This is a genomic window from Bordetella sp. (genome assembly GCF_057362025.1).
In genome coordinates this window covers 44,494-68,419 of record NZ_JBMQQZ010000066.1, presented here as the reverse complement: position 1 = coordinate 68,419, position 23,926 = coordinate 44,494, and the positions used below count along the sequence as shown (strand labels likewise).

General features: G+C 66.2%; 22 protein-coding genes and 1 pseudogene. 6 read left to right on the top strand and 17 right to left on the bottom strand.

The annotated features are described in order from the left end of the window. Positions 1–3: 3 nt before the first annotated feature. The 6 genes from ACO1P8_RS13070 to ACO1P8_RS13045 all read right to left on the bottom strand — a co-directional run bounded on the left by ACO1P8_RS13070 (position 4) and on the right by ACO1P8_RS13045 (position 5,361). Positions 4–654: an amino acid ABC transporter permease gene (locus ACO1P8_RS13070; RefSeq protein ID WP_486296312.1), complete on the bottom strand. Its 651-nt coding sequence runs from the start codon at positions 652–654 to the stop codon at positions 4–6. A 13-nt stretch (positions 655–667) separates the two neighbouring features. Beyond that, on the bottom strand, positions 668–1,339 hold the full coding sequence (locus ACO1P8_RS13065) for an amino acid ABC transporter permease (RefSeq protein WP_486296311.1): 672 nt from the start codon (positions 1,337–1,339) through the stop codon (positions 668–670). Positions 1,340–1,359: 20 nt separating this feature from the next. Further along, positions 1,360–2,748, bottom strand: a complete 1,389-nt coding sequence (locus ACO1P8_RS13060) for an MmgE/PrpD family protein (protein WP_486296347.1) — start codon at positions 2,746–2,748, stop codon at positions 1,360–1,362. A gap of 184 nt (positions 2,749–2,932) precedes the next feature. After that, complete coding sequence (locus tag ACO1P8_RS13055; RefSeq protein WP_486296310.1) at positions 2,933–3,718, bottom strand: transporter substrate-binding domain-containing protein; 786 nt, start codon at positions 3,716–3,718, stop codon at positions 2,933–2,935. A gap of 256 nt (positions 3,719–3,974) precedes the next feature. After that, a complete protein-coding gene (locus ACO1P8_RS13050; protein WP_486296309.1) occupies positions 3,975–4,388 on the bottom strand; it encodes a RidA family protein in 414 nt (137 codons plus the stop codon). Between the two features lie 10 nt (positions 4,389–4,398). Next, positions 4,399–5,361 (bottom strand): agmatinase, encoded by a 963-nt coding sequence (locus ACO1P8_RS13045; RefSeq protein ID WP_486296308.1) that lies wholly within the window; start codon positions 5,359–5,361, stop codon positions 4,399–4,401. Positions 5,362–5,553: 192 nt separating this feature from the next. Between ACO1P8_RS13045 and ACO1P8_RS13040 the strand changes: the two genes are divergently transcribed. The 3 genes from ACO1P8_RS13040 to ACO1P8_RS13030 all read left to right on the top strand — a co-directional run bounded on the left by ACO1P8_RS13040 (position 5,554) and on the right by ACO1P8_RS13030 (position 10,031). Beyond that, the gene (locus tag ACO1P8_RS13040) at positions 5,554–6,441 is read left to right on the top strand and encodes a LysR family transcriptional regulator (protein ID WP_486296307.1); all 888 of its coding nucleotides are present in this window, start codon (positions 5,554–5,556) and stop codon (positions 6,439–6,441) included. Between the two features lie 143 nt (positions 6,442–6,584). Next, complete coding sequence (locus ACO1P8_RS13035; RefSeq protein WP_486296306.1) at positions 6,585–8,411, top strand: ABC transporter ATP-binding protein; 1,827 nt, start codon at positions 6,585–6,587, stop codon at positions 8,409–8,411. Between the two features lie 255 nt (positions 8,412–8,666). Beyond that, positions 8,667–10,031 (top strand): ROK family protein, encoded by a 1,365-nt coding sequence (locus tag ACO1P8_RS13030; protein WP_486296305.1) that lies wholly within the window; start codon positions 8,667–8,669, stop codon positions 10,029–10,031. A 13-nt stretch (positions 10,032–10,044) separates the two neighbouring features. Here ACO1P8_RS13030 and ACO1P8_RS13025 read toward each other — a convergent pair. The 3 genes and pseudogenes from ACO1P8_RS13025 to ACO1P8_RS13015 all read right to left on the bottom strand — a co-directional run. Then, positions 10,045–10,482 (bottom strand): annotated as a pseudogene (locus ACO1P8_RS13025) (tripartite tricarboxylate transporter substrate-binding protein); the annotation flags it as partial. Positions 10,483–10,648: 166 nt separating this feature from the next. After that, the gene (locus tag ACO1P8_RS13020) at positions 10,649–10,888 is read right to left on the bottom strand and encodes a GFA family protein (protein WP_486296304.1); all 240 of its coding nucleotides are present in this window, start codon (positions 10,886–10,888) and stop codon (positions 10,649–10,651) included. 43 nt (positions 10,889–10,931) lie between these two features. Next, positions 10,932–11,891: a Bug family tripartite tricarboxylate transporter substrate binding protein gene (locus ACO1P8_RS13015; protein ID WP_486296303.1), complete on the bottom strand. Its 960-nt coding sequence runs from the start codon at positions 11,889–11,891 to the stop codon at positions 10,932–10,934. Positions 11,892–12,267: 376 nt separating this feature from the next. Between ACO1P8_RS13015 and ACO1P8_RS13010 the strand changes: the two genes are divergently transcribed. Together ACO1P8_RS13010 and ACO1P8_RS13005 are read left to right on the top strand one after the other, a co-directional pair. Beyond that, positions 12,268–12,942 carry a GntR family transcriptional regulator gene (locus ACO1P8_RS13010; protein ID WP_486296302.1) on the top strand — a complete coding sequence of 225 codons (675 nt, stop codon included), beginning with the start codon at positions 12,268–12,270 and terminating at the stop codon, positions 12,940–12,942. Positions 12,943–13,054: 112 nt separating this feature from the next. Continuing rightward, positions 13,055–14,188: a TauD/TfdA family dioxygenase gene (locus tag ACO1P8_RS13005; RefSeq protein WP_486296301.1), complete on the top strand. Its 1,134-nt coding sequence runs from the start codon at positions 13,055–13,057 to the stop codon at positions 14,186–14,188. Between the two features lie 25 nt (positions 14,189–14,213). Here ACO1P8_RS13005 and ACO1P8_RS13000 read toward each other — a convergent pair whose 3' ends face one another. The 8 genes from ACO1P8_RS13000 to ACO1P8_RS12965 form a co-directional block, all read right to left on the bottom strand. Then, positions 14,214–15,260 (bottom strand): TauD/TfdA family dioxygenase, encoded by a 1,047-nt coding sequence (locus tag ACO1P8_RS13000; protein ID WP_486296300.1) that lies wholly within the window; start codon positions 15,258–15,260, stop codon positions 14,214–14,216. Positions 15,261–15,333: 73 nt separating this feature from the next. After that, positions 15,334–16,944, bottom strand: coding sequence for an ABC transporter substrate-binding protein (locus tag ACO1P8_RS12995; RefSeq protein ID WP_486296299.1), 1,611 nt, complete (start codon positions 16,942–16,944; stop codon positions 15,334–15,336). Positions 16,945–16,977: 33 nt separating this feature from the next. Next, positions 16,978–18,807 (bottom strand): dipeptide ABC transporter ATP-binding protein, encoded by a 1,830-nt coding sequence (locus tag ACO1P8_RS12990; RefSeq protein ID WP_486296298.1) that lies wholly within the window; start codon positions 18,805–18,807, stop codon positions 16,978–16,980. Beyond that, complete coding sequence (locus ACO1P8_RS12985) at positions 18,804–19,664, bottom strand: ABC transporter permease (RefSeq protein WP_486296297.1); 861 nt, start codon at positions 19,662–19,664, stop codon at positions 18,804–18,806. Before ACO1P8_RS12985 ends, ACO1P8_RS12990 begins: the two co-directional genes overlap by 4 nt. Further along, on the bottom strand, positions 19,645–20,622 hold the full coding sequence (locus ACO1P8_RS12980) for an ABC transporter permease (protein ID WP_486296296.1): 978 nt from the start codon (positions 20,620–20,622) through the stop codon (positions 19,645–19,647). Before ACO1P8_RS12980 ends, ACO1P8_RS12985 begins: the two co-directional genes overlap by 20 nt. A 6-nt stretch (positions 20,623–20,628) precedes the next feature. Next, entirely contained in the window at positions 20,629–21,027 is a 399-nt protein-coding gene (locus tag ACO1P8_RS12975) for a RidA family protein (protein WP_486296295.1), read from the bottom strand. Between the two features lie 14 nt (positions 21,028–21,041). Beyond that, positions 21,042–21,992: a fumarylacetoacetate hydrolase family protein gene (locus ACO1P8_RS12970; protein WP_486296294.1), complete on the bottom strand. Its 951-nt coding sequence runs from the start codon at positions 21,990–21,992 to the stop codon at positions 21,042–21,044. Between the two features lie 111 nt (positions 21,993–22,103). Further along, positions 22,104–22,739 carry a nitroreductase family protein gene (locus tag ACO1P8_RS12965; RefSeq protein WP_486296293.1) on the bottom strand — a complete coding sequence of 212 codons (636 nt, stop codon included), beginning with the start codon at positions 22,737–22,739 and terminating at the stop codon, positions 22,104–22,106. A 108-nt stretch (positions 22,740–22,847) separates the two neighbouring features. Between ACO1P8_RS12965 and ACO1P8_RS12960 the strand changes: the two genes are divergently transcribed. Further along, positions 22,848–23,900, top strand: a complete 1,053-nt coding sequence (locus ACO1P8_RS12960) for an extracellular solute-binding protein (protein WP_486296292.1) — start codon at positions 22,848–22,850, stop codon at positions 23,898–23,900. The last annotated feature ends 26 nt before the right edge of the window (positions 23,901–23,926 follow it).

Genomic DNA, 23,926 nt, shown 5'->3' with positions numbered 1-23,926 from the left:
GTTTCAGTACTGGATACGCGTCCGTCTTTCCAGGCGCCGGCCCAGAAGCGAACAGGGAAAACAAATCGCGAAGTAGATCAGCGATACCAGGCCGTACACCAGGAAAGGCGCATAGGTGACGTTGGCGATCATCTGCCCGGCACGAGTCAATTCCACGAACCCCACCACCGAAGCCAGCGAGGTGTTCTTCACGATCTGCACCAGCAGGCCCACCGTAGGCGGCACGGACATGCGGAAGGTCTGCGGGAAGATGACGTGCACCAGCTGCTCGCGCAGGTTCAGCGCCAGGCTGGCCGATGCCTCCCATTGGCCGGCCGGAATCGACCGCACGCAGCCGTACCAGGTCTCGGTCAGATAGGCGCAGGAGTAAAGGATCAGGCACACCGTCGCCGCCATCAGCGGCGTGGTATCGATACCCACCAGCGCCAGGCCGAAATAGGCCAGGAATAGCTGCATCAGCAGCGGCGTGCCCTGGAACAATTGCACGTACCAGCCGATCAGCCGGCCCAGCGTCACCGGCTTCCACAGCCGCGCCACCAGCATCGCCACCGCCAGCAGCGAACCGCCGATGAAAGCGATGGCCGACAGCGCCAGCGTCCAGGGCACGGCCAGCAGCAGGTTGCGGATGATGTCCCAATTCGAAAAGGCATTCATGACCGGCTCCTGTTCATGCGGATGGGTGCGGCAAGCGGCCGAAGATAAAGCGCGGGCCCAGCCATGCCAGCAGCCCCCGCAAGGCAATGGCCAGCACCAGGTAGGCCAGGGTCACGACGATGTACGACTCGAAATTGCGGAAGGTCTTGCCGGCGATGAAGTTGGCGACGTAGGAAAGCTCCGCGGTCGATATCTGGCTGCACAGCGCGGAGGCCAGCATCATGATGACCAGCTGGCTGGTCAGCCCGGGCCAGATGCGCCCCAGCGCCGGCGGCACGATCACGCGGGTAAATATCTGCCAGCCGTTCAGCGCCAGCGATTCGGCGGCTTCGATCTGCCCGCGCGGCGTGGCCTCGATGCCGGCGCGCACGATTTCGCAGGCATAGGCGCCCAGGTTCAGCGTCAAGGACAGCAATGCCGCGCTGGTGCTGCCGAGCTTCAGGCCGACGGAGGGCAGGCCGAAGAAAATGAAAAAGATCTGCGCCAGGAAAGGGGTATTGCGGAAGAACTCCACATAGCAGGCCACGATGCCGCGCGTAATGCGTCCACCGTACAGCCGCGCGCCCGCGCACGCGATGCCCAGCAGCGTGCCCAGCGTGCACGAGACCACGGTCAGGAATACGGTAAAGCCCAGCCCGCCCAGGAACATGGGCCAGGCGGCCAGCACATCGGAAAATTGCAGCATCGATATCGCTCTCGGTCGGCTCAGGCGGTCGAGGCGCCGGCGGCGCCCCGCAGTATGTGGCGCAGCGGCGTGGCGCCATCGACCTCCCGCAAGCCCGCCAGCAGGCCGGCGGCGCGGGACGCGCCCAGTACCGGGCCGGCGCATTCGCCGAACTTGCCGGCCAGGTCGTCGTCGGAAAGGGGATCGGCGGTGCCGCCGCGCGCGGCGGCGCGGAATCGCTCCAGCGTCCGGCCATCGCGCAGGCGCAGATGCACGGCCGCGCCTTCCGGCGCACGCTCGCGCAGGCGGTCATCCCGCCACCGCTCGCCGCTGTACTGCCGGATACGTGCCATCAGGGCCCGCAGGCCCGGATCCGCCAGGATATCGCCGGACAGATGGCGCAGCGAAACCTTGCCGTGCAGCAAGGTGGCCGCGATGGCGAAGGGCATGCTGAACTGCGCCTCGCGCGGCGACGCGGGCGCGTCGTACTTCAGATTGGCCAGGACGATGGGCGGCACATCGCAGAGGACTTCCGCGACATCGTCCGCCGACACGCCATGTTCGGCCGCCAGTTCCGCGACCGCGTCGGCCGCGGCGTGCGAGGACAGGCAAACGGGGATCCGCTTCACGTCCACACCGGGTTGCTCCAGGTACCAGTGCCGCCCCAGAGTGCCGATGCGAGCCTCGTCGAAAACGCCATCGTTGAACAGATCGGCCAGACCGTTGGCGCCTTCCAGCGCCTGCCGGGGGCCGGAGGCTCCGTGCAATGCCAGCAGCGCGCAGGCGACGCCGGCCCGCGCCGCGTGCCCCGCGCCCAGCGGTTTGGCATCCGAGCCGAAGCACGCCTTCATGCCGCCGGCGCCGGCAATCGCCAACCCCAGCGCCGCGTGCGTGCGCGACTCGTCCAGCCGCAGCAGCCAGGCCGCCGCCATGCTGGCACCGATCGGCCCCAGCACGCCCGTCGTCCACCAGCCGCGCTCATACAGCCGCGACCGCGTGGCCGCACCCACCGCGTATTCGCACTCGGCGCCCGCCACGCAGGCGCTGACCGCGTCGGCGCCCGTGGCGTCCTGCCGTTCACCCACGGACAGCACCGCGGGAACAATGGCGGCCGACCCATGGACGAAGCCGGCGTAGCAGTTGTCGTCGAAATCCTGCGCATGGGCGGCCGTACCGTTGACGAAGGCGGCCGCGCATGCGTCGTAGCGCCGGGCGGTGCCCAGCGCGGTACAGGCGCCCTGCGCCGAAGTCTCGTCGGCCAGGGCGCGGGCATACCGCGCCGCCGCCGTGGCCGAGCCGGCCAGCGCCACGCCCACGGTGTCGAGCAGGCAGGCCCGCGCGCGGGCGCGCACTGCCGGCGGCATCGCATCGGGCCGCAGCGACGCCACCCAGCGCGCGATGTGCGCGCTCGCATCCCGTTCCGCTTGCATCACGTGTTCCCCTTGTACATCCGGCGGCCCGCGCCACGCCCTCGCGGGAGCATGTGCCGGCCATGGCTGACGGGCCCTGGCCGCGCGTGCCGGCGGGCGCCGCCTTATCGGTGGCGGCGGACCCGCTGGTCCTGCTACCCGGCCGGCTGCCGGGCGATATCGTTACGGCAACGGCCGGACGACGTCAGTCCGGCAGCTCGCCCGCCGGCGCGCCCAGCCACTTGCGCGACAGATTATCGATGGTGCCGTCCTGCCTGGCCTGGCGGATCACCGCGTTCACCTTGTCCAGCAGTTGCGTTTCCCCCTTGCCCACGCCGACATAACAGGGCGCGTTCGCCAGAACAACCTTCAGCTCCAGATCTGCGGACGGGTTCTTCTGCTGGATCGCCGAAGCTACCGCGGTACCGCTGGCGAACAGCTGCGTCTGGCCCGAAAGGAAAGCCGCGATGGTGCTGTTGTTATCCTCGAAGCGCTTGACATCCGCGCCCGGCGCCAGCCGCTGCAACTCCTCGTCCTGCATCGATCCGCGCGTCACGGATATCACCTTGCCCTTCAGGTCTGCGTAGCTATTGGCCTTGAGGCCCTTGGCGCCGAACACCGCATCGAAAAAAGGCGAGTAAGCGATGCTGAAATCGATCACCTTGGCGCGCTCCGCCGTCTTGCCCAGCGAGGAAATCGTCAGGTCGGTCTTTTTCGTTTGCAGATAGGCCACGCGGTTGGGCGCGGTGACGGGCACCAGCTCCAGCTTCACGCCCAGCTTGCTGGCGATCAGGCGGGCCATATCGATATCCAGGCCCTGCGGCTGCATATCGTTGCCCACGAAGCCGAAGGGCGGATAGTCGGTGGGAACGGCCACGCGTATCGATTTGCGGGCCATGATGGTGGACAAGGCATCCTGGGCGGACGCGGTCAGCGCCGACAGGGATGCGGCGACGCCGATGGCGGCCATGGCGAGGAGTTTCAGTTTCATACCGCTTCCTTACGAAGAGATCTGCCGGAGCAGGACAAAAAGCACGTCAACAAAAGGCTAGTGCGGCCTCGTCCGTGAATAAGGACGAGACACGCCCGCGTCGCTCCGCCTGCTCCCAGCGGCATCGATATCTCGCGGCCTGCCCGCATCGATCGACGGTCGATGCGGGCCGCCTTGAAAGGCTGCGTTGTTATGTTCTTCGCGGACAGCGCGCCGGCAGACCGGCACGCCGTTATCGGATTACCGACCTGGAAAGTCAATCGGGGATAACCGCCGTCGCGTCCACCTCCACCATGTACTCGGGACGCGCGAAGGCGCTTACCACGATGCCCGTGGACACGGGAAACACGCCTTTCAGCCAGCGGCCCACCACGCGGTAGACATCCTCGCGATAGCGCGGGTCGGAGATGTAGATGGTCAGCTTGCAGATGTGGTCCAGCTTGCTGCCCGCTTCCTTGAGCAGCATGTCGATGTTCTTCATCGCCTGCTCGGTCTGTCCCGCCACGTCGCCGATGCACACGGACTCCGAAGTATCCAGGTTCTGGCCGATCTGGCCGCGCAGGAATACGAAAGTGCCGCGTGCCACCACCGCCTGGCAGAGGTCGTTGTCCAGCTTCTGTTCCGGATAGGTCGCGCGGGTGTTGAATTTACGGATGCGTGTGTGTGCCATGGGTCGCTTCTCACTTGCGGTCGAAATAGCCGGCGCGGATGGAGGCGCCGATCAGGTTGACGATGAGCCGGCCGGCGGTGACACAGGTCAGCATGGCGGCGTTGTCCTTGGAAGGCTGGATTTCCACGATGTCCATCCCGACGACGCGCCCCTTTTTGACCAGGCCGTGTATCAGCTTGCGCGCCTGCACGAAGGTGACTCCGCCGGGCGCGGGCCCGTCCACGGCCGGCATGACGGCCGCGTCCATGCCGTCGGCATCGATGCTCAGGTAGTAATTGCCGCCATCCGGAATGCGGTCCAGCACCGCCTGCATCCCGACGTCATGCAGCTCATAGGCGGTGATCAGGTCCGCCCCGTAGCGCCGCGCGGCCTCGTAATCGGCCGGCCGGCCGCTGCCCTGTGCGCGCAGGCCGATCTGCACGATGTGCTTCACATGGGGCATTTCCGAGGCGCGCCGGATCGGGCTGGACAAGCCGTCGCGCACGCCATTCACTTCATCGCGCCAGTCCAGGTGGGCGTCCACATGAACCAGGGTGATGGGACCGTGCCCGTCGTAGCCGCGCAGCACGGGGGTCGTGATGCCATGATCGCCGCCCAGCACGACAGGCAACCCGCCGCCGCCCAGGATCCGGCGCACCGCCAGTTCGCAGCGCCGGTAGTGGTCGCCAGGCTTGGAAAGATCGGGCAGGACGTCGCCGCAGTCGACGAACCGGATGTCCGTGCGTCCCTGCAGCAGCGGCCCGTCGATATCGAAGTCGTAGTGCTCGGGCGCGCGCACCAGGCGATCCGTCAGGTTCCGTATGGTCTGCGGCGCGCGGGTCTGGTCGTTGGTGAAGGCGTGCGGACCATAGGCGGCCCCGAAAGGCATGCCGAGTATCGCGATATCGGCGCGCAGATTCTCCAGATCGGTAACCAGCTCGGAATAGAGCAGGGTCTTGTGCCCGGTACGCGGCGGGACAGTAAGGGTTTCCATGTAGACGGCACCTTCACGGCAGGAAAGGAAGGAGCGTCACCCCGGTCTCGTGGCACGCCGGGGCGGCGCCGCTGAAGATGAGGACACTTTACGAGGCGCGCTTATTGGTAAAAAATGATTTTTTTGTCGGGATAGTTTCGGAATCCGATACCTTTCGCATTCCGGAAAGACTCACCTTTTCGGGGTACGGCGATGGTCAGACTGGATTTCGACGAGCGCGACCTGCGGTCGCTGCGCGTGTTCTGCAGCGCGGCCCAGGCCGGAGGCTTCGCCGCCGCCGAGAAACAGCTGCACATGACCAAGGCATCGATCAGCCGCCACGTGCGCGAGGTCGAGGAACGTCTGGGCGTCAAACTGTGCGAGCGCGGGCCGGGCGGCTTCAAGCTGACACCGGAAGGCGTGGTGGCGCTGAACCTGGCCTCCAGCGCACTGCGCGCTCTATCGCGCATCCGGCCGGAGATCGATGCAGCGCATGGCGTGCTGTCCGGTCCGCTGACCATCGGTATCGGCGAGCACACGCTGACCCATCCGCAGTGCAAACTGCCGGAGGCCCTGGGCAGGCTGCGCCAGCACGCGCCCAATGTGCAGCCCGAGATCATCGTCATGTCGTTCACCGACCTGAACCAGGCGCTGCGCGAACAGCGCGTGGACATTGCCATCCGCGGCCGCTATCGCGACGACCCGGAGTTCAACTACCTGCCGCTCTACATCGAGACGCACCGCGTCTACGTATCGGGCCGCATCGCCGACAAAAAGGCCGGCCGCGCCCTGCCCCTGGTCTATCGCGCCCATCCCTACGTGGAGCAGGCGCTGCGCTCGGGGCGCTACACGCGCGGGCCGGATGCCGGCGGACTCGATTCGGTCGGGGCGCTGGTGGCCACCGGCTTCTACCAGGGCATCCTGCCCACCCATTACGGCCAATTGCTCGAAAAGCGCTTCGCGCTGAAGCTGCAGCGCGGCAGCCCGGTTTTCCAGCACGCCGGCTGCGCCGTGACGGAAGCCGCCCGGCCGCTCAGCCACCGCGCGGAATTGTTCCTGGGGTTTTTGCGGGAAATGCACGACTTCAAGGGCGTGGCGTAGGCCGCTGGCGGGGCCGCCGTTTACGAAGCGAAACAAGCAGGCCGCGAACGCGCCGGCCGCGCCGGCGGAGTCGGCGATAATGTGGCCTGCCCGCCCGCATCCCTTCCCCGCGGCCGCGGCGCTCACCGCACCCCCTTTCCTTCATGTCCCGTTTCCGCTTCGATTTTCGAGGGCACGTCTTCCGGGACGCCCTCGCATTCACTTTCCGGCACTGGGGCCGGCAGCCGGTCCGCGTTGCCCTCACGGCCATCCTGATGCTGTCCTCCGCCCTGGCCGACGTCGCCACGCCCATGTACGCCGGCCGCCTGATCGACGCCGTGACCGCCGGCACCGCATCCGACCCGACCGCCTGGCACGCCGCCCTGACGGCCTTCGCCATCCTGATCGGACTGGGGCTGGCCAGCCTGTTCCTGCGCCAGGGCGCCTTCGCATTGATCTCGGCGATGACGCTGCGGATGATGAGCGCCATCTGCGCGGACGCCTTCCGCCGCGTGCAGCGTTTTTCCAGCGACTGGCATGCCAACACCTTCGCGGGCTCCACGGTGCGCAAGATCACGCGCGGCATCTGGGCGCTGGATCTGCTGAACGACACCTTGCTGCTGGCGCTGTTGCCCACGCTGGTCATGCTGACCGGCGCCGCGGTGCTGCTCGGCCTGCATTGGCCGGTGATGGGCTTCGTCGTGGGCGGCTGCGCGCTGGTCTATCTGGTCGTGATCGTCCTGCTGTCGCTGGGCTATGTCGCCCCCGCCGCGCGCCTGGGCAATGCCTGGGACACCCGGCTGGGCGGCGCGCTGGCCGACGCCATCAGCTGCAACGCGGTGGTCAAGGCATTCGGCGCCGAGGCGCGCGAAGACGCGCGTCTGCAGAAGGTCATTCGCAAATGGCGCGCGCGCACCTTCCGCGGCTGGATCCGCGGCACGGTCAACGGCAGCACGCAAGGCGTCATGCTGGCGCTGATGCGGATGGCCATCGTGGGTGTCGCCCTGCTGCTGTGGGCCGGCCAGCGCGCGAGCGCGGGCGACATCGCTTTCGTGCTGACCATGTTCTTCATCCTCCAGGGGTACATGCGCGACCTCGGCATGAACGTGCGCAATCTGCAGCGCTCGGTCAACGACATGGAAGAACTGGTCGGCCTGGAACACCAGCCCCTGGGCATCGCCGACCGGCCCGGCGCCGGCCCCATCGCCATTGCCGCGGGCGAAATCCGCTTCGACCATGTGACCTTCCTGTACGGCGGCCATACCACCCCGCTGTACCGCGATTTCTCGTTGCGCATCGCGCCCGGCGAACGCGTCGGCCTGGTCGGCCATTCCGGCTCCGGCAAGACCACGCTGGTCAAGCTGATCCAGCGGATGCACGACGTGAACGAAGGCGCCATCCTGATCGACGGCCAGGACATCGCCGGTGTGCAGCAGGCATCGCTGCGCCAGCAGATCGCGATCGTGCAACAGGACCCGATACTGTTCCACCGCAGCCTGGCCGAGAACATCTCCTACGGCCGCCCCGGCGCGACATCGGCGCAGATCGAAGCGGCGGCGCGGCTGGCGAACGCGCACGATTTCATCGCGGCGCTGCCGCGCGGCTACGACACGCTGGTCGGCGAGCGCGGCGTCAAGCTGTCGGGGGGCGAGCGCCAGCGGGTGGCGATCGCCCGCGCCTTCCTGGCCGACGCCCCCATCCTGATTCTGGACGAGGCAACATCCAGCCTGGACAGCGAAAGCGAAATGCTGATCCAGCAGGCGATGGAGCGCCTGATGGTGGGGCGCACCACGCTGGTGGTGGCGCACCGCCTGTCCACCGTGCGGGCGCTGGACCGGCTGATCGTCCTGGAAAAAGGCCGCATCATCGAAGAAGGTCCCCACGACGCCCTGGTGGCCCGGCCGGGCGGGGTCTACCGCCGCCTGTTCGAGCGCCAGGCCTTGTCCTTGACCAGCCCGTCGGCGCAGGCAGACGCCGCGATCCAGGCATGACAGCCGGGTTGCCGTTTGCCGTCGCGGGTTTCGGACAGCCGAAGCCGGGAACCGGAACCGGATTCCAATATCCGGCATTCGGCTTGGGCTGCCGCGTCCGGCATGCGGCATGCGGCGTGCTAGGGCCTGTTAACGCTAGAAGGGGAAATGCTGCCCGCGCCACGCAGGGACGGCCCCCCTGACGAATCAGGATAGGATGTGTTTCCTTGAACCTGTTGCCTTGAACCGGCCCACCCCCCGCTTACTGGAGCGAGCATGCCCGATTCAGACAGCCACCCGCAGCAGCACGGCGGACTGGAGTTTCCGGACTTCACCATCGACAACTACAGCCTGTCGCTGCGTGACGACAACGGCTTCGTCGGCGACAACGCCAGCCGGCCGGCGTTCCAGGCCATCCTGGAAGCCTGGCGCAGGCTGTTCGAAGCGCTGCACGGCGAGGACCCACTGGGCGACAAGCCCACCGAAGACATCCCCAAGAAAAAGCTGGACGTGATGATGCAGCGCGAAGGCGCGGCCGCGGCGGCGATACATGGCGCGCTGGAGGACTATGCGGAACAGCTGGCGCGCGTGGTGAAACGTTTCCTGGCGCAGAGGTCATGGAAAGGCGTGGAGCGCATCATCATCGGCGGCGGTCTCAAGCAGAGCGACATCGGCAAGCTGGCGGTGGACGCGGTGGCCAAGCGGCTCTTCCGCGACGACGTCCATGTCCAGCTGCGGCTGCTGCACCATCATGCGGACGAAGGCGGCCTGATCGGCTGGCTGCATCTTATGCCACAGGATATAGCCGAGCGGTACCGCGCGATGCTGGCCGTGGACATCGGCGGGACCAACATCCGTTGCGGCATCGTGCGGCTGCCCAAGGACCGGGACCCGCGCAAGGCCAAGGTGGTGGTTGCCGAAAAGTGGAGCCATGCCCGTGACGAGAATACGACCCGCAAGGAGCACGTGGTACAGGGTATCGCCGATATGCTGATCACCCTGATCGCGTACGCCCGCAAGCACAGGATCGAGCTGGCCCCGTGGGTGGGCGTCGCCTGCCCGGGACGGATCCGCCAGGATGGAACCATCAGCCGCGGCACGCAGAACCTGCCGGGAGACTGGGCGCATCGGAATTTCCACCTGCCGAGCGCGCTGTCCCAGCGGCTGCCGAAGATAGACGGCCAGCAAACGCAGGTCATGCTGCATAACGACGCCGTCGTGCAGGGCCTGTCCCAGCTGCCTTATGTGGACGACGTCCGGCGCTGGGGCGTGTTGACGGTGGGCACCGGTGTCGGCAATGCCCGCTATACGATGCGGCGTCGGCGTACCGATACGGCGCGGGATGGCGATACGGCGCGGGACGCGGACAAGCCCGGCAAGGCGGCGGCAGGCCCCGCGCTGAGGACGGCATCGGCAACCCGCGGGGCGCCGAAGAAGGTGACGAGACCGGCTGCGACAAAGGCCGCGACGAGCGCAACGAAGAAGGCCGCCAAGAAAGCTGCGAAAAAGCCGACAACGTCAACGAAGACGGCCGCAAAGAAATCGACGAAGAAGGCGGGGACCAGGGCCACGACCGCGAGAACCGCGGTGGCCAAAAAACCGCCCGATCGCGCGAGGAAATCCACCGGCACATCCCGGTGATGGGACGGGCGGCCGGCGCCAACAAGCCGAACCAGCCCACGGACTCGTATCCCGGCACCCCGGCTTCCGCCAGCGTCGGATACATCGGAAACAGTGGCGAACGCTCGCGGCTGGTCACCCCCAGCGCTCGCAGGTTGCCTGCCGCGATATGGGCCAGCACCGCTGGAGCCGGCGCGAACATCATCGCCACCTGTCCCGACATCACATCCGTCAGGGCCTGCCCCATGCCCTTGTAGGGGATGTGCAGCAGTTGCACTCCCACCCGTCTTTCCAGTTGCAGCCCCGCCAGATGAGACGCCGAGCCGCCCCCCGACGATGCGTAGCTCAGATTCGCCCCATCGCGTTTCGCCAACTCGACGAGCTGCGCGGCCGAATTCGCCGGCACTTTCGGATTGACGACAAGGATGTATGGCGGCGCCGCGACCAGCGACACCGGCGCGTAGTGGTCGATGACGCGATACCTGGCGGGAAAGGCACAACGATCCGTACGGTTCTGTCCGGGTAGCCTGCCGCCGCCGCCTGCCGGGCAAGGCCCGCGGCGGCCACGGACAGGCCGGCAATCATGAACTGACGCCTTGTATGCATATTGGGCACCATCGTGGAGTTCGGAAAACCCGCTAGAGCAATATCGTTTCGCACTGCTCGCACATCAACCGGTCGCCGCCGGCTGCGGTCGGGCCCATCTTCAACGAAGCGGCACCCTTGACCACACGGAACCAGTCCGGCTGCGCCGCGACGCGTTCGGCCAGATCGGGTGCGTAGCCATTCACGGCACGCGCGCTGCTGCGGCGCGCCGACAGGTGATATCCGGCCATAACCTCGAAAACAACGGTGCCGCAAAGGCAGCTTCCCTGCATTTCCTGCTCCTGACGGGTCAGGCGCGAGCGCGCCCGCCCTGGGTCATTTCAAACTGATATTGGCCTCTTTGGCCAACTTCCCGTACTGCCGGATTTCCCCGGAGATGTATTGCCTGAATTCCTGCGGCGTGCTGGCGATCGTCCTGATGCCAAGCTCGCGCAGGCGTTGCGCGACGTCCGGCTGACGCAAGGCCTTGGCGAACTCCACCTGCAAGCGATCGACGATGGCGGCCGGCGTACCGGCGGGCGCCAGGATTCCGTACCACGGTTCCGATATCACCCCCGGATAGCCGGCCTCCGCCATGGTCGGCAGATTGGGAGCCAGCGCGGAGCGCTTCTCGGTGGCGATGGCCAGGGGCCGCACGAGTCCGCCCTTCTCGTACTCCAGGATTTCCGGCAGGTTGCCGAAGGCCATCCCGATGTGTCCTCCCGCCAGGGCCTGCAAGGTCTGCGAGGAGCCCCTGAACGGTATCTGGCTCAAGGTGATTCCGGCCGATCGCTGGAATGCTTCTCCGGTCATATGGCCGCCGGTGCCCGGTCCCAATGTGCCGTAGGTAACCGACCCGGGATGGCCCTTCGCCTGATCGACCAGTTCTTTCACGCTGCGCGCGGCCGAGGTGGCCGGCACCGCCAGTACCTGGGGTATCGCCGCCAGCAGCGTCACCGGCTCGAAGCTCTTCTCGGTGTCGTACGGAAGTTCGACGCCGACCGCCTGCGCGATGGTGAAGTTGGTCGATTGCGCCAACAAGGTATAACCGTCGGGCTTGGCCCGTGCGACAAAACCGCTGCCGATGATGCTGGACGCGCCGGGCCGGTTTTCCACCAGCATCGGCTGGCCCATGGAGTCCGTTACTTTCTGCGCAAGCAGGCGCAGGAGGTTATCCAGGGACCCGCCGGCGGGAAAAGGATTCACGACCATCACCGGCCGCTCCGGATAGCGCTCGGCACGCGCCGTTGCCCAGGGCGCCGTCCACAGGCTGGCGACCAGGAGCGCCGCGCACATGATTCGTCTGCTACAGGTTTCCATTTCAATTCCCCTTGCCTTCATTTGATCCAGGTCATCGCAGGCGCGACGCGGCAGGTCCAGCCCATCATCCGTGGGCCTAAATATTGGTACACTGCAACGGCATTCCGAGCGTACACGCGTGCTGCCATGAGCCGGTCATGATCGCGCGCGGATAATCTGCATGCTCGAACCGGAAACGGCCTCGCCCACGTTTATTGGTACATCTCATTGGTATGCCAATAAATTGTGTAGCGCGCGCTTCGCTTTGTCAATAGGGCGAAACGCAAAGCCACGCGGAACCCCGCGCGGCCGGTTCATGAATTTGCATTTCCGCCCCGGGCGGGTACCCAACTCCTCAGCAATAAAGAACATCGTGAGCAAATCTACAGAAGCAGACCGTGTTTTCAACGGCATCGTGTCCGACATCCTCGCCGGCGCCATACGCCCGCGCGAACATCTCTCTGAAAGAGATCTGGTCGCCCGCTACGGCGTCAGCCGCACCCCGGTTCGCGAAGCCACCAAGCGCCTGTTCGAACGCGGGTTTGTCGAGTCCGGCCCGAAAGGCGTTGCGGTGGTCATGGAGATCGGCGGCGAAGATCTGCAGAAGCTGTATGAGCTGCGCGTCAAGCTGGAAGGCGCCGCCGCGCTGGAGGTCATGAAGAACATCACGCCCAAGGAAATCGACAAGCTGGCGCAGATCAACAAGAAGTTCGGCGCGGCGCTGGCCAAGCGCGATCTGGTGAAGATGCTCGAGATACGCGCCGATTTCCACGCCACCCTGATGGAAGCCACCCGCAATCGCTGGCTGGCGATGATCCTCATCATGCTGCGCGACAAGGCCTATGTCGTACGCCACTACCATTGGCAGGACTTCAACCGGGCCGCCGCGACGCTGGACATCCACAACGAGATGGTGGAAGCCTTGCGGGCAAAGGACACCAAGCGATTCCAGAAGCTGGTCGTGCAGCAGATCGACGCCGCCATCACCACTTACCAGAACCGCCTGCAGGCGCCGGCCTGGAACAGCGCGGCCATGGTGGGCAAGTAAAAACAGGCGAACGGGCCGGGCAAGCCGGCGGCCGCCATAAATGCCTTGATTGGTATGCCAATGATGGATATTCTTCTGGTATCGCCATCACGCATCCAGGAAGAGGCATTCCATGACGACCGCAGCCACCACCCATCCCGCCGCGCACGCGGTGTCCCACCCGGCGGCGCCGCCCGCCTTCACGCCGGCCGCCGGCGCCCATGTATGGCTCGGCCCGCAACTGGCATCGCAAACCGACTGGATCGAGCACTTTTCCGCGGCGGAGACCAAGGAATTGCTTTCCGCCCTGGCCAAGGCCAAGGCGCGATCCGCCGATTTCCAGGAAGTGCGGCGCCACGACTTCGACGTCCCGGGCCTGCAGGCCCGGTTCCGGGCGGTGCGGCGCCAGCTGGAGCGCGGACGCGGCTTCATGATGCTGCGCGGGCTTCCCCTGGACGACCTGTCCGACGCCGACTGCAAGCTGCTCTTCTGGGGCATCGGAATGCAGCTGGGCGTGCCGCTGTGCCAGAGCGCGCGCGGCGAACTCCTGGCGGAGGTCAAGGACGTAGGCGAAAAGATGGGGCAGTCGACTTCACGCGCCTACCGCGCCGCCGGCCCCTTGCGCTTTCATACGGACCAGTGCGACGTACTGGGGCTCATGTGCATCCGTGAGCCTGTGTCGGGCGGACACAGCCGTATCGCCAGTTCGCCGGCGCTGCACAACGAGCTGCTGCGCAGCCGGCCTGACCTGCTGGCGGTGCTGCGCCAGGACTTCCACTTCAGCCGCCAGGGAGAAGCCGTGACCGGAGAACAGGCCTGGTATACGAGGCCGATCTTCTCCGGCGAAGGCAATGAATTCACCAGTGTCTTCTCGCAGTCGCATATCGAAAGCGCGCAGAAACTGGACGGTGTCCCCCGCCTGACCGAAGCGCAGCAAGAGGCGGTCGAGGCCGTCGCCCGGCTGGCCGACCAGCACAGCCTGACCGTGGAGCTGCGTCGCGGCGATCTGCAGTTCTTCAACAACCACGTGATCTACCACTCGCGCACCGACTACCAGGATCACGCCGAGGACGAACGCAAGCGCACGCTTCTGCGGCTGTGGCTGGCGGTGCCGGACAGCCGCCGCCTGCCGGAAGCGTTCGCGTCTTTCTACGGCGCCACGACGCCCGGCACCCTGCGCGGCGGCATCCTGCATGCTTCCGGCCGCCGATACGCGTTTCCCGATTGGCAAACGGCGGGTTGGACGGCGGCGGACCTGGCTTCCTGAAGATCGCCGCCGTGCCGGGCAACGCTCAGCGCGGCGCGGTGGCGATCCGGCCGGATCCGAAGCTTCCCTGGTACGAGGGCAACTTGCCGGCCTGGGCCGCGATGCCGCCGCGCGCCGCCACGAAGCTGCTGTCGACCGCGCGCCATTCCGCCGCGGCCAGCCACAGCCGCAGCAGATGGCGCTTGCGCTCCGGCTCCTGCCAGTCCTCGAACGCCGTGCGGGCGTGCAGCACGGTGTAGTTGTTGATCAGGTAAATCTCGCCCGGGTCCAGATAGAACTCGAACGCCAGTTCGTAGGTCAACCTTTCCACGCAGTTCAGCGCCTGGGTCTGCAGCTCGGTCAAGGGTTGCTTGCTCTCCTTGGCCGCGGTCTCGATGTAGGACCGCACATAGCGGCAGCTGAGCTGCCCTTCGCGCCAGCAGTACACCGGCACGCGATAGGGGGTGACGGAGCCTTCGCCCGGCAATTGCTCGCCGCGACGGTGATAGTGGAAACCCTCGTACAGGGGCTCCAGGAATTGCGGATAGCGGGCGACCAGCTCATTGTGCACGGCCAGCGCGCTGGTGGCGATCGACATGCCGCCCGACTGTGCGGTACGCAGGCACATCAGTCCGACGATATCCGACGAGTCGGTATGCGGCGTCAGCTCCTGCTTGTTCCGGTAGGCGCGCGCGTGCGCGTCGGTGGCGGTGAAGTCCTTCACGTGACCCAGCCGGTCGCCCAGGACGCTCTGGGACACACCGGTGCCCAGATAGGTGCCGATACCCCAATAGATCATTTCCAGCTCTTGCTGGCTGTAGAGGCTGACGTCGATACCCTTGATGATGACGATGCCCTGGCCCGATCGCATGTTCTCGTACACGCCGCGCAGCAGGGCTTCCGTTTTGGGCAGCGGGAAATGTTCGCGCTCCAGCGTCTCCAATGTGTAGCCGGCCTGCAGCGCTCCGCGCACCGCCGCGCCCAGCTCCGTCAATTGCGCGTCGTTAAGAACGACGGTCACGTCGCTCTTGGAGGCAAAATCCGAACCTTTCCATACGCCAGGTCCCGTCAGCGTTTCCCGGAGAATTTCCATAAAGACCTCTGTGGTTGTGCGGCCTTGGCTGCATCAGCGCCGGCCACCGGTTGAATGCGTACCCCGCCGCGCGCTACTTCTGCAGCCACGCGTCGCGCCATGTCGGCAAATGCGACTCGCCTTCCATGCCATGCAGCGCCGCGGTGCTGGCGTCGAAGGACACCTTGTCGCGCAGATCGAAGACGGGCAGCTCGTCGGCGAGTATCTTCTGGACCGACTCGTACACCTGCGCGCGCTGCGCCTGGTCGGTAAGGTTGGCGGCCTGCCGCAGCAGCGCATCCACCCGCGGATCGGAGTACCCGGTGGGATTGCCGAAGGGCTTGCCCATCGTGGTGGACGACCACGCGCGCGCCAGGCCCAGTGCCGGATCGAAATAACTCGTATAGGCGATCGTAAAGACGTCGAAGGTACCGTCCTGGTAGACCCGTTTCACGGCGGATATCCGCTCCAGGGGCTCCAATGTCACCTGGACGCCCACGGCCCGCCACATGCTTTGTATCGCGATGCCCAGCGACGCCGCCTCGGCGTCGTCCGCGTTGTATGTGTAGCGCAGGCCGAACCGGAAGCCGTTGGCCCCGCGGGGCACGCCCGCCTCGTCCAGCATTGCGTTCGCGCGCTTCGGATCGTAGGCGTACAGGGTCCGGTAGTCGATGGTGTTGCTGGCGAACCAGCTACCCTGGCCGAAGGGACTCCGCGGCACCTCTCCCACCCCGCGGAACGCCGATTTCAGGATGAACTCCCGGTTCAATGCGATGTACAGGGCCTGCCGCACGCGCTTGTCGTTCAGCGGCGCATGTTTGGTGTTCAGGAACATCATGTCCTGCGAAGGACCGACGGGAGACCGCGTCAACCTGAATTCGGGGCGGCCCCGCACCAGGCCGTAGTCCGTCACCGGGAAAGCGAAATAGGAGACCATGTCGACCCCGCCCGCCAGCAGCGCCTGCGAACGCGCCGCCGCCTGCGGAATGATCTTGCCGATCACCTCGTCCAGGTAGGGCTTGCCCGCTTCCCAGTAGTCCGGATTGCGGACCAGGCGGATGTTATCCCCCCGCGTCCACGACGCCAGCTTGAAAGCGCCGGTACCGACCGGCTCGGTAGTGGAGGCCTTGTCGGACGGAACGTCGGTGCCGGCGAACAGATGCCGGGGCAGGATGGCGCCGCCGTGCGTACAGGACAGCGAGATCAGCAACGGACCGAAAGGCTGCTTCAGGTGTATGACCACCCTATCCGCCGCGGGCGTGTCGATGGTGTCGATGGAATGCGCCGCCGCGCTGAACACCGCGCTGTATTTGCTGCTGACTTCCAGCAGCGAATACTTCACGTCGGCCGACGTGAAGGGCTGTCCGTCCTGCCATCGCGCGGCGTTCAGTTCGAACGAGTAGGTTCGCCCGTCTTCCGATACCTGCCAGGATTTCGCCAGCAAGGGCCGCACGGTACCGTCCGGCGCCAGCGTCGTCAGCCCCTGGTAAATGGCGCAGCCTATCTGCCCGACGTCGAAGGCGGTGGTCAGCACCGGATTGGTCATCGTCGGATCGCTGCTCATCACGAATACGGCCGTGCCGCCTTTCTGCGGCGTCTGGGCCGCCACGGGCACCAGCGGGCCGGTCGCGGCCAGCAAAGCCAGGCTGGCACAGGCGGCGGCATACGCCGCCCTGGCTTTATCGCGCATCATCGTCGTCATCATTGCTCCTGCGTCGAATCACGGGCCTATCGACAGTCAACAGGCCAGTACAGTCTGTCCGGACCGGACGGGAGACGCGTTCTCGGGGGGCGGACACCCGCCCTCCCGATGTGCGTCCGGTCCGATCCTGGGAGTGGCAAGCACCAAGCGTTGCGTGTAGGCGTGGCCGGGATGCTCCAATACGCGCGCTGCCGGGCCATGCTCGACGATCTCGCCGCGGTACATCACCGCCACGCGGTGTGCGAACACGCGGGCGAGCGAGATGTCGTGCGTGACGAACAGGTAGGCGAGGCCGCGCTCGGCCTGCAGATCCTGCAGCAGATTCAGGATCTGCCCTCGTATCGATACATCGGCGCCGGAAAGGGGTTCGTCCGCGATGATCAAGGCCGGCCGCGCTGCCAGCGCCCGCGCGATGGACAGCCTCTGCCGCTGCCCGCCGCTGAGCTCATGGGGATAGCGATGCAGGAATTGGGCGCCTGGCACCAGCCCGACTTCCTCGAGCAGTTTGATGGATGCCCGTTCCGGGCGGTCCGCCGCCGGTCCGACGCGCCGGGCCGCCAGGCGCAGCGCCTGGGCCAGGGCCTGCCCGATCGTGCGGCGCGGGTTGAATGCGGCCGATGCGTCCTGGAACACCGGCTGCATGTCCACGCGCGCGGTCCGCAACGCAATGGGGTCCAGCCGGTGCAGGTCTCGTCCATGCAGCAGCACCGTGCCCCGGTCGGGTTCGAGCAGGCCCAGGGCCACACGGGACAGCGTCGATTTTCCCGAGCCGCTTTCGCCGACCAGGGCCAGGGTTTCGCCCGGGCGCACCATCAGGCTTACGCGGGCCACGGCGCGAAAGCCGCGGCCGCCGCGCATGCGGAAGGTCTTTTCGATGTCGCGCAGTTCCAGCACCGGCGCCGCGGCGTGTGCCGACGCCGTGCCGCCCGGCGCCGCAGGATCGCCGCCGGGTGAGGCGCCAGCATCGGCGCAGGCTGACGCCGCGACCTTATCCTGGTCCGGGGCGGCAATTTCATTCCACGCGGGTGCCGGCGGTTCGCTCGGCGCGGACAGGGTCAGGAACCTGCCCCGCTCGTCGCGCAAACCGATGGCGGCGGCGAGCAGTTGGCGCGTATAAGCGGCCTGCGGCGCGGTAAAGATGCTGCCGACGGTGCCGCTTTCCACGACCTGCCCTTGCAACATCACATGGATGCGGTCGCACAGCGTAGACACCACGCCAAGATCGTGGGAGATCAGCAGCAAGGCCATGCCGGTCTCGGCGCGCAGCCGCTGTATCAGCGTCAGGATTTCGCGCTGCGTGGTCACGTCCAGCGCGGTCGTCGGTTCATCGGCTATCAAAAGCCGTGGCCGGCAGGCCAGCGCGATGGCCAGCAGGACGCGCTGCCGCATGCCCCCCGACAGCTCGTGCGGATACTGGCCGCGCGCATCGGCGGTCAATTGCACCTGCCGCAGCAGCTCCACCACGCGTTCAGCGATCGAGGCGCCTTTGTCGTGCAGGCGCACGGCTTCCGCGATCTGGTCGCCCGCCGTCATCAGCGGATTCAGGTAGCTGAGCGGATCCTGGAAGACCATGGCGGCCATCGTGCCGCGTAAAGCCCGCAACTGCCCGGGAGCCGTCTCGCGGCCGGCCACGCGTATGTGGCCGGCCGCGATCTCGGCGCTCTGGCGCGGCAGCAGGCCCAGCAAGGCCCGCGCGAGCGTCGACTTGCCGGATCCGGATTCGCCCACGATGCCGACGGACTGCCCGTCCTCTATCGTCAACGACACACCGTCCACCGCGGTCTGCATCCTGCCGCCTGCGCGATACGTCACGCGCAGTCCGCCGATATCGATCAACGGCGCGCCGGCCTCTGTCCGTATCGTCAAAGCGTGGTCCCTCCGCGGGGATTGAAGGCCGCGCTGACCGAATCGCCCAGAATATTGAAGATCAGCACGGTGGCGACAATCGCCGCCCCCGGGAACACCGACAGCCACCACGCCTGGTGGAAGAAGCGCTGCCCGACGTTGAGCATGCCGCCCCAGCTCGGCGTTTCCGGGGTCGTCAAGCCGAAGAACGACAGGCCGGCCTCCAGCAGGATGGCCTGGCCTATCACCAGGGTCCCCAGCGCCAGGACCGGCGCCACGGCATTGGGCAGCACTTCGCGCCACAGGATCCGCAGCCTGGACTCGCCCAGGCAGATCGCCGCCTGCACGTATTCCAGTCCCTTGATCCGCATGACCTCGCCGCGCACCAGCCTGGCGGGCTGCGGCCAGGACAGGACGGCGATGACCAGGATGACGTGGGCCAGCCCCGGCCCCGCCATGGCCACGACGACGGCGGCGAGCACGAACTTGGGCATAACCTGGAAAATCTCGGCCACGCGCATGGTCACCATGTCGAACCATCCGCCGAAATAGCCCGCCAGGGCGCCCACGGCGATGCCGATGACGGTTGTGGACATCGCACTCGCCAACCCCACCATCAAGGAAGTCCGGGTGCCCCATACCAGCTGGTTGAACGTGCTGCGGCCCATATCGTCCGTCCCCATGAAATGGCTCCAGGACGGCGGCGCCAGCAGATCCATGGAAATCTCGAACGCATCGCCGCCGCTCAGCAACAGCGGTCCGACGATAGCGACGAAGGCCAGCAGGGCCATGGCCGCAAGGCCCAGCCATGCCGCCTTGTCCTGGCGCAGCTGTATCCAGGCGCGCGAGCGCGTGGCCTTACCTGCCGTAATGTTCATGGCGGACTCTTGGATCGACATAGGCATACAGGAGATCGGTGATCAGGTTGGCCACGATCACGGTGACGGCGGCCGCGAGGAAAACGCCTTGCAGGACCGGGTAATCGCGTTGCGCGATCGCGGATACGAAAAGCCCGCCCAGGCCGGGCCAGGCGAACACCGCCTCCACCAGAATGGTGCCGGTGATCGCGTTGCCGAAGTTGTAGCCAATCACGCTGATGATGGGCATCAATGCATTCGGCAGCACATGGCGCCACAGGACGCGCCGGTCACTGGCGCCCTTGGCCTTGGCCGTCGTCACGAAATCCTGGTGTATCGCCTCCAGCACGCTGGCGCGCCCCACCCTGGCGACGACCGCGCAGTAGAACAAGGTGACCGCCACACCCGGCAATATCCAGTGGCGCATGACGTCCAGCGCGAGCGGCGCCCCGGTCAATGTGGAACGCACGCTGTGCATGCCCTGCGCCGGCAGCCACTTCAGGTCGACCGCAAAGACGAGGATAAGAATCTGCCCCAGCCAGAAGGCGGGCACCGAATAGCCCAGCAATCCGACCGAGGTAATCAAAGTGTCCACACCGCGCCTGCGCGCCGCGGCCGACCACAAACCCATCAGGACGCCCATCAGCGACGCCAGCAGCAAGGCCGGGATCATCAGCAGCAGCGTGTTGCCTGCCCGGTCAAGCACCAGCGTCAGCACCGGCTGCTGGTTGGCCAGCGAATAGCCGATATCGCCCCGCGCCAGGCTTAGCACGTACAGGACGAACTGTCGCGGCAGCGGCTGGTCCAGTCCCAGGGACTGGCGTACCTTGGCCAGGTACTCGGGCGGTGCCGGGAAATCGCCGACGAGCGCGGTGAGCGGATCGCCGGGCACTACCCGGGTCAGGAAGAAGACGAGGGTCAGCACGGCGGCGATTACCGGCAGCGCGAGCGCCAGGCGCAGGGCGATGTAGCGAAGCATGGCGTGCTACAGCGCGGCGATGGCCTGGAACTCGATCAGCAGGCCGGGATCGGCCAGATGATTGACTTCCACGATGGTGCTGGTCGGCAGCTTGGCGGTGAAGAATTCCGTGCGCGCCGAAACGATTTCCTTGAACTGCCGCACGTCCGTGGTGTAGACCACGATGGAGACGATGTCCTCCAGCGTTCCGCCCGCGGCCTCCAGCACACTGCGCATATTGCGTATGCATTGGCGTGTCTGTTCGACCATATCGCCCGGTCCGACCAGCTTGCCATCCGCATCGCGCGACAGCTGGCCGGACAGGAAGATCAGCGATCCCGGATTGTCCACGCGTATGTAGTGGTGGTAGACGGTCCTGCGTACGTTGGCCAGATTGGCGGGATCGCCGCGTGTAATGGTGGTCATGCATGACTCCGGTTTCATTGAGGAGCGACGATATGGGTGCGCAGCACCATCGCCGGTTTTTCGAAAGCGCATTCGACGACGTCTCCCGGTTTCAGGAAGAGCGCGGCCGCGTTGGGTTTGCCCACGGCGACGCCGCCGGGCGCGCCGGTGGAGAACATGTCACCCGGTTTCAGGGGCATAAGCCGGGAGAAGTGCGCGATGATGTCGGGCAGCTTCCATATCTGTTCCGAGGTATTGACGCGCATGCGCGTCTCGCCGTTGACGCTGCAGGTCACCCACAAGTCGTAGGGATCGCCGACTTCGTCCATGGTGATGATGTAGGGCCCCAGCGGGCCGAAGCCAGGGGCGTTCTTCGAGGTCCAGAACTTCGTTCCCGACGTCACTTCGCGCTTCTGCGTTTCGCGGCAGGTCAGATCGTTCAGGATGGTGATGCCCGCCACGTAGTCCAGCGCGTTCTCGCGTCCGACATTGAAGCCGGGCTTGCCGATCACGAACACGAGCTCCGGCTCGTAGTCCAGGTGCGTCACCGTGGCGGGTCGCGCGACCTCCGCGTCGTGGCCCACCAGGCAGCTGTTCAGCTTGATGAAGCCGGTCGGCTCTGTGGGCATTTCCTTGATAAGACCGGTGCGCTGCAATTCCGACAGGTGTGTCCTGTAGTTCTTTCCGACACACAGGAACTTCTCGGCATCGGGGATGGGCGGCAGCAGATCGATGTCGCCCATGCCGTAAAGCATGCCGGCAAAGCGCGCGGCGTCGGCGCCGGCCGCGGCGCGCGACAACTCGCCCACCGCGCCCAGGCCCTGTTCGCCCAGCGTCAGCAATTGCTTCATCGATTCGATCTCGACGCCCGTCGGCATCATGCCGGCGCGCGACGCCCGCCCGACGTCCAGCATGCCTGTCCCGGCGAGTACGCCGACCCGGGCGTGTCCCGGATCGGTCTTCAGTGCAAATGTGGCGAGCTTCATACCTACCTACTCCTTTGAGATGAACGCATACCGCGCGGGAGGCCCTGGGGACCCTCCCCCCCGCCATGATCCAGCCGCCGTCCATGGGGACCTGCCGGCTTTCCTGTTGGCTCATGCCGCCTCGCACCATGTCGTGAACGCCGCGGGGTCCATGGGGGGACGGGGCCGCGCCGGCCGCTCCCGGCTGCGATAGCCGACGTTGATGACACCCATCAATATGGCGTTCGGCTCCTGCAGGCCGACCAGCGCGCGTACTTCCGGCGATTCCGCCAGTTCGCCGGTGGTCAGCAGCGTGTCCACGCCTGCCGCGGCAAGGGACAGCAGCATCGTCTGTACGGCGGCGGCCACGGCGAAACGCTCTTCGGCTTCGCTGACTTTTGGATTCCCCACCGCCGGCACGCAGGCGGCCACCACCATGACAGGCGCGTCATAGGCGCGCTGGATCGCCCTCGCCACGTCGCGGTTGACCCTGAGCGCGGCGGCCTCGTAGGCAGCCCCCAGACGGGCCCGGCCCTCTCCGGCAAACACGTAAAAGCGCCACGGTTCGGTTCGATGGTGATTGGGCGCCTGGATAGCGTCGGCGATGGACGCTTCGACCAGGCGCCTGGGGACCGGCGTCTGTTCGTAGGCGTAGATGGACCGGCGGGCGGCGACGACGGCGTGGAAGCCCGCCGCCAGGGCGCCGTCAGCGCCGGCCGTGGTGCCGGCGACCGTGGACGGCGCGCGCGGAGAGATCTCTGTACTCATGATGAAAACCAGGAATGTTGCGGGGGCATGAATTAAAGTATATCGTATTGGCATGCCAATAATACATGCCTTTGATGCACATTTGTCAACGACCCAAGGGGTACCGATATGAAACCGCATCGTTTGATGGCGGCAGCGGCGCTGGCCATCGCCACTGCAATCCCGGGCGCCGGCACCGCGCGCGCTGAAGAAGTCGTCCTGGCGACATGGGGCGGAACATGGGGCAAGGCCATCGCCGAACAGGCGATAGCGCCCTTCGAGAAAGCGACGGGCATCAAGGTGCGCGTCGTGTCGGGCGTATCCCTGGTGAATATCCAGATGATCGCGGCGCAGCGGGCCAGCCCGAAAATCGATCTGGTGATGGCGACGTCGCAGGATGCGATTACCGCTTACGACGATGGCCTGCTGGCGCCGGTCGATCCGGCGCGGGTATCCGCGCTTGCCGGCCTGCCGGCTTTCGGCGCGCCGCGCGACGCCCAAGGCAAGGTGATGTTCGCCGGTATATGGGTTTACCCCTACGGCATTATTTACCGCACCGACAAAGTGCGGCAGCCCATCACCTGTTGGAAGGACTTGTGGCGGCCGGACCTGGCGAACAAGGTCGGCGTTTCATCGCCGCGCTATATGAACGGCCTGTTCCTGTTGATGAGTAACCGCATGGCCGGCGGCAACGAGCAGGATGTGACGCCCGGCCTGAACCTGATCAAGCAGATGGGCCACAACCTGCTGGCGGTGTCGGACGATTCCGCCAGCCAACAGCGGCTGCTGGCGCAGGGTGAAGTCTGGGCCGTCCCCATGGTATCGAGCGCCGCGTACAAGCTTATCGACGAAGGGGTCAAGGCCAGCTTCGTCATCCCCTGCGAGGGCGCGCCCGCGGGCATGGATGTGATCGCGCTGGTGAAGAACGCCCCGCACGCCCAGGCCGCCACCCGGTTCATGGACTTCTTCCTGCGCGCGGACATCATCGGCAACGTCACGCGGGACCTTAAGATCACGCCGGTCAACCGCGATGCCAAGCTGACCCCGGAGCATGCCAGGTACACGGTGTCGGACGAGGCCTTCAAGAAACTGATCCGCTTCGACGAACGTGCGGTCATCGCGAATCGCGCGGCGTGGCAGGACCAGTGGGACCGGCAGATCGCGCCCATGACGCTACGCTGAACCGCCGGGTCGTCCCAGGCCATTTC

Coding starts and splice junctions, on each gene's coding strand:
- ACO1P8_RS13070 (WP_486296312.1), bottom strand. CDS start 654: ATGAATGCCTTTTCGAATTGGGACATCATCCGCAACCTGCTGCTGGCC.
- ACO1P8_RS13065 (WP_486296311.1), bottom strand. CDS start 1,339: ATGCTGCAATTTTCCGATGTGCTGGCCGCCTGGCCCATGTTCCTGGGC.
- ACO1P8_RS13060 (WP_486296347.1), bottom strand. CDS start 2,748: ATGCAAGCGGAACGGGATGCGAGCGCGCACATCGCGCGCTGGGTGGCG.
- ACO1P8_RS13055 (WP_486296310.1), bottom strand. CDS start 3,718: ATGAAACTGAAACTCCTCGCCATGGCCGCCATCGGCGTCGCCGCATCC.
- ACO1P8_RS13050 (WP_486296309.1), bottom strand. CDS start 4,388: ATGGCACACACACGCATCCGTAAATTCAACACCCGCGCGACCTATCCG.
- ACO1P8_RS13045 (WP_486296308.1), bottom strand. CDS start 5,361: ATGGAAACCCTTACTGTCCCGCCGCGTACCGGGCACAAGACCCTGCTC.
- ACO1P8_RS13040 (WP_486296307.1), top strand. CDS start 5,554: ATGGTCAGACTGGATTTCGACGAGCGCGACCTGCGGTCGCTGCGCGTG.
- ACO1P8_RS13035 (WP_486296306.1), top strand. CDS start 6,585: ATGTCCCGTTTCCGCTTCGATTTTCGAGGGCACGTCTTCCGGGACGCC.
- ACO1P8_RS13030 (WP_486296305.1), top strand. CDS start 8,667: ATGCCCGATTCAGACAGCCACCCGCAGCAGCACGGCGGACTGGAGTTT.
- ACO1P8_RS13020 (WP_486296304.1), bottom strand. CDS start 10,888: ATGCAGGGAAGCTGCCTTTGCGGCACCGTTGTTTTCGAGGTTATGGCC.
- ACO1P8_RS13015 (WP_486296303.1), bottom strand. CDS start 11,891: ATGTGCGCGGCGCTCCTGGTCGCCAGCCTGTGGACGGCGCCCTGGGCA.
- ACO1P8_RS13005 (WP_486296301.1), top strand. CDS start 13,055: ATGACGACCGCAGCCACCACCCATCCCGCCGCGCACGCGGTGTCCCAC.
- ACO1P8_RS13000 (WP_486296300.1), bottom strand. CDS start 15,260: ATGGAAATTCTCCGGGAAACGCTGACGGGACCTGGCGTATGGAAAGGT.
- ACO1P8_RS12995 (WP_486296299.1), bottom strand. CDS start 16,944: ATGATGACGACGATGATGCGCGATAAAGCCAGGGCGGCGTATGCCGCC.
- ACO1P8_RS12985 (WP_486296297.1), bottom strand. CDS start 19,664: ATGAACATTACGGCAGGTAAGGCCACGCGCTCGCGCGCCTGGATACAG.
- ACO1P8_RS12980 (WP_486296296.1), bottom strand. CDS start 20,622: ATGCTTCGCTACATCGCCCTGCGCCTGGCGCTCGCGCTGCCGGTAATC.
- ACO1P8_RS12975 (WP_486296295.1), bottom strand. CDS start 21,027: ATGACCACCATTACACGCGGCGATCCCGCCAATCTGGCCAACGTACGC.
- ACO1P8_RS12970 (WP_486296294.1), bottom strand. CDS start 21,992: ATGAAGCTCGCCACATTTGCACTGAAGACCGATCCGGGACACGCCCGG.
- ACO1P8_RS12965 (WP_486296293.1), bottom strand. CDS start 22,739: ATGAGTACAGAGATCTCTCCGCGCGCGCCGTCCACGGTCGCCGGCACC.
- ACO1P8_RS12960 (WP_486296292.1), top strand. CDS start 22,848: ATGAAACCGCATCGTTTGATGGCGGCAGCGGCGCTGGCCATCGCCACT.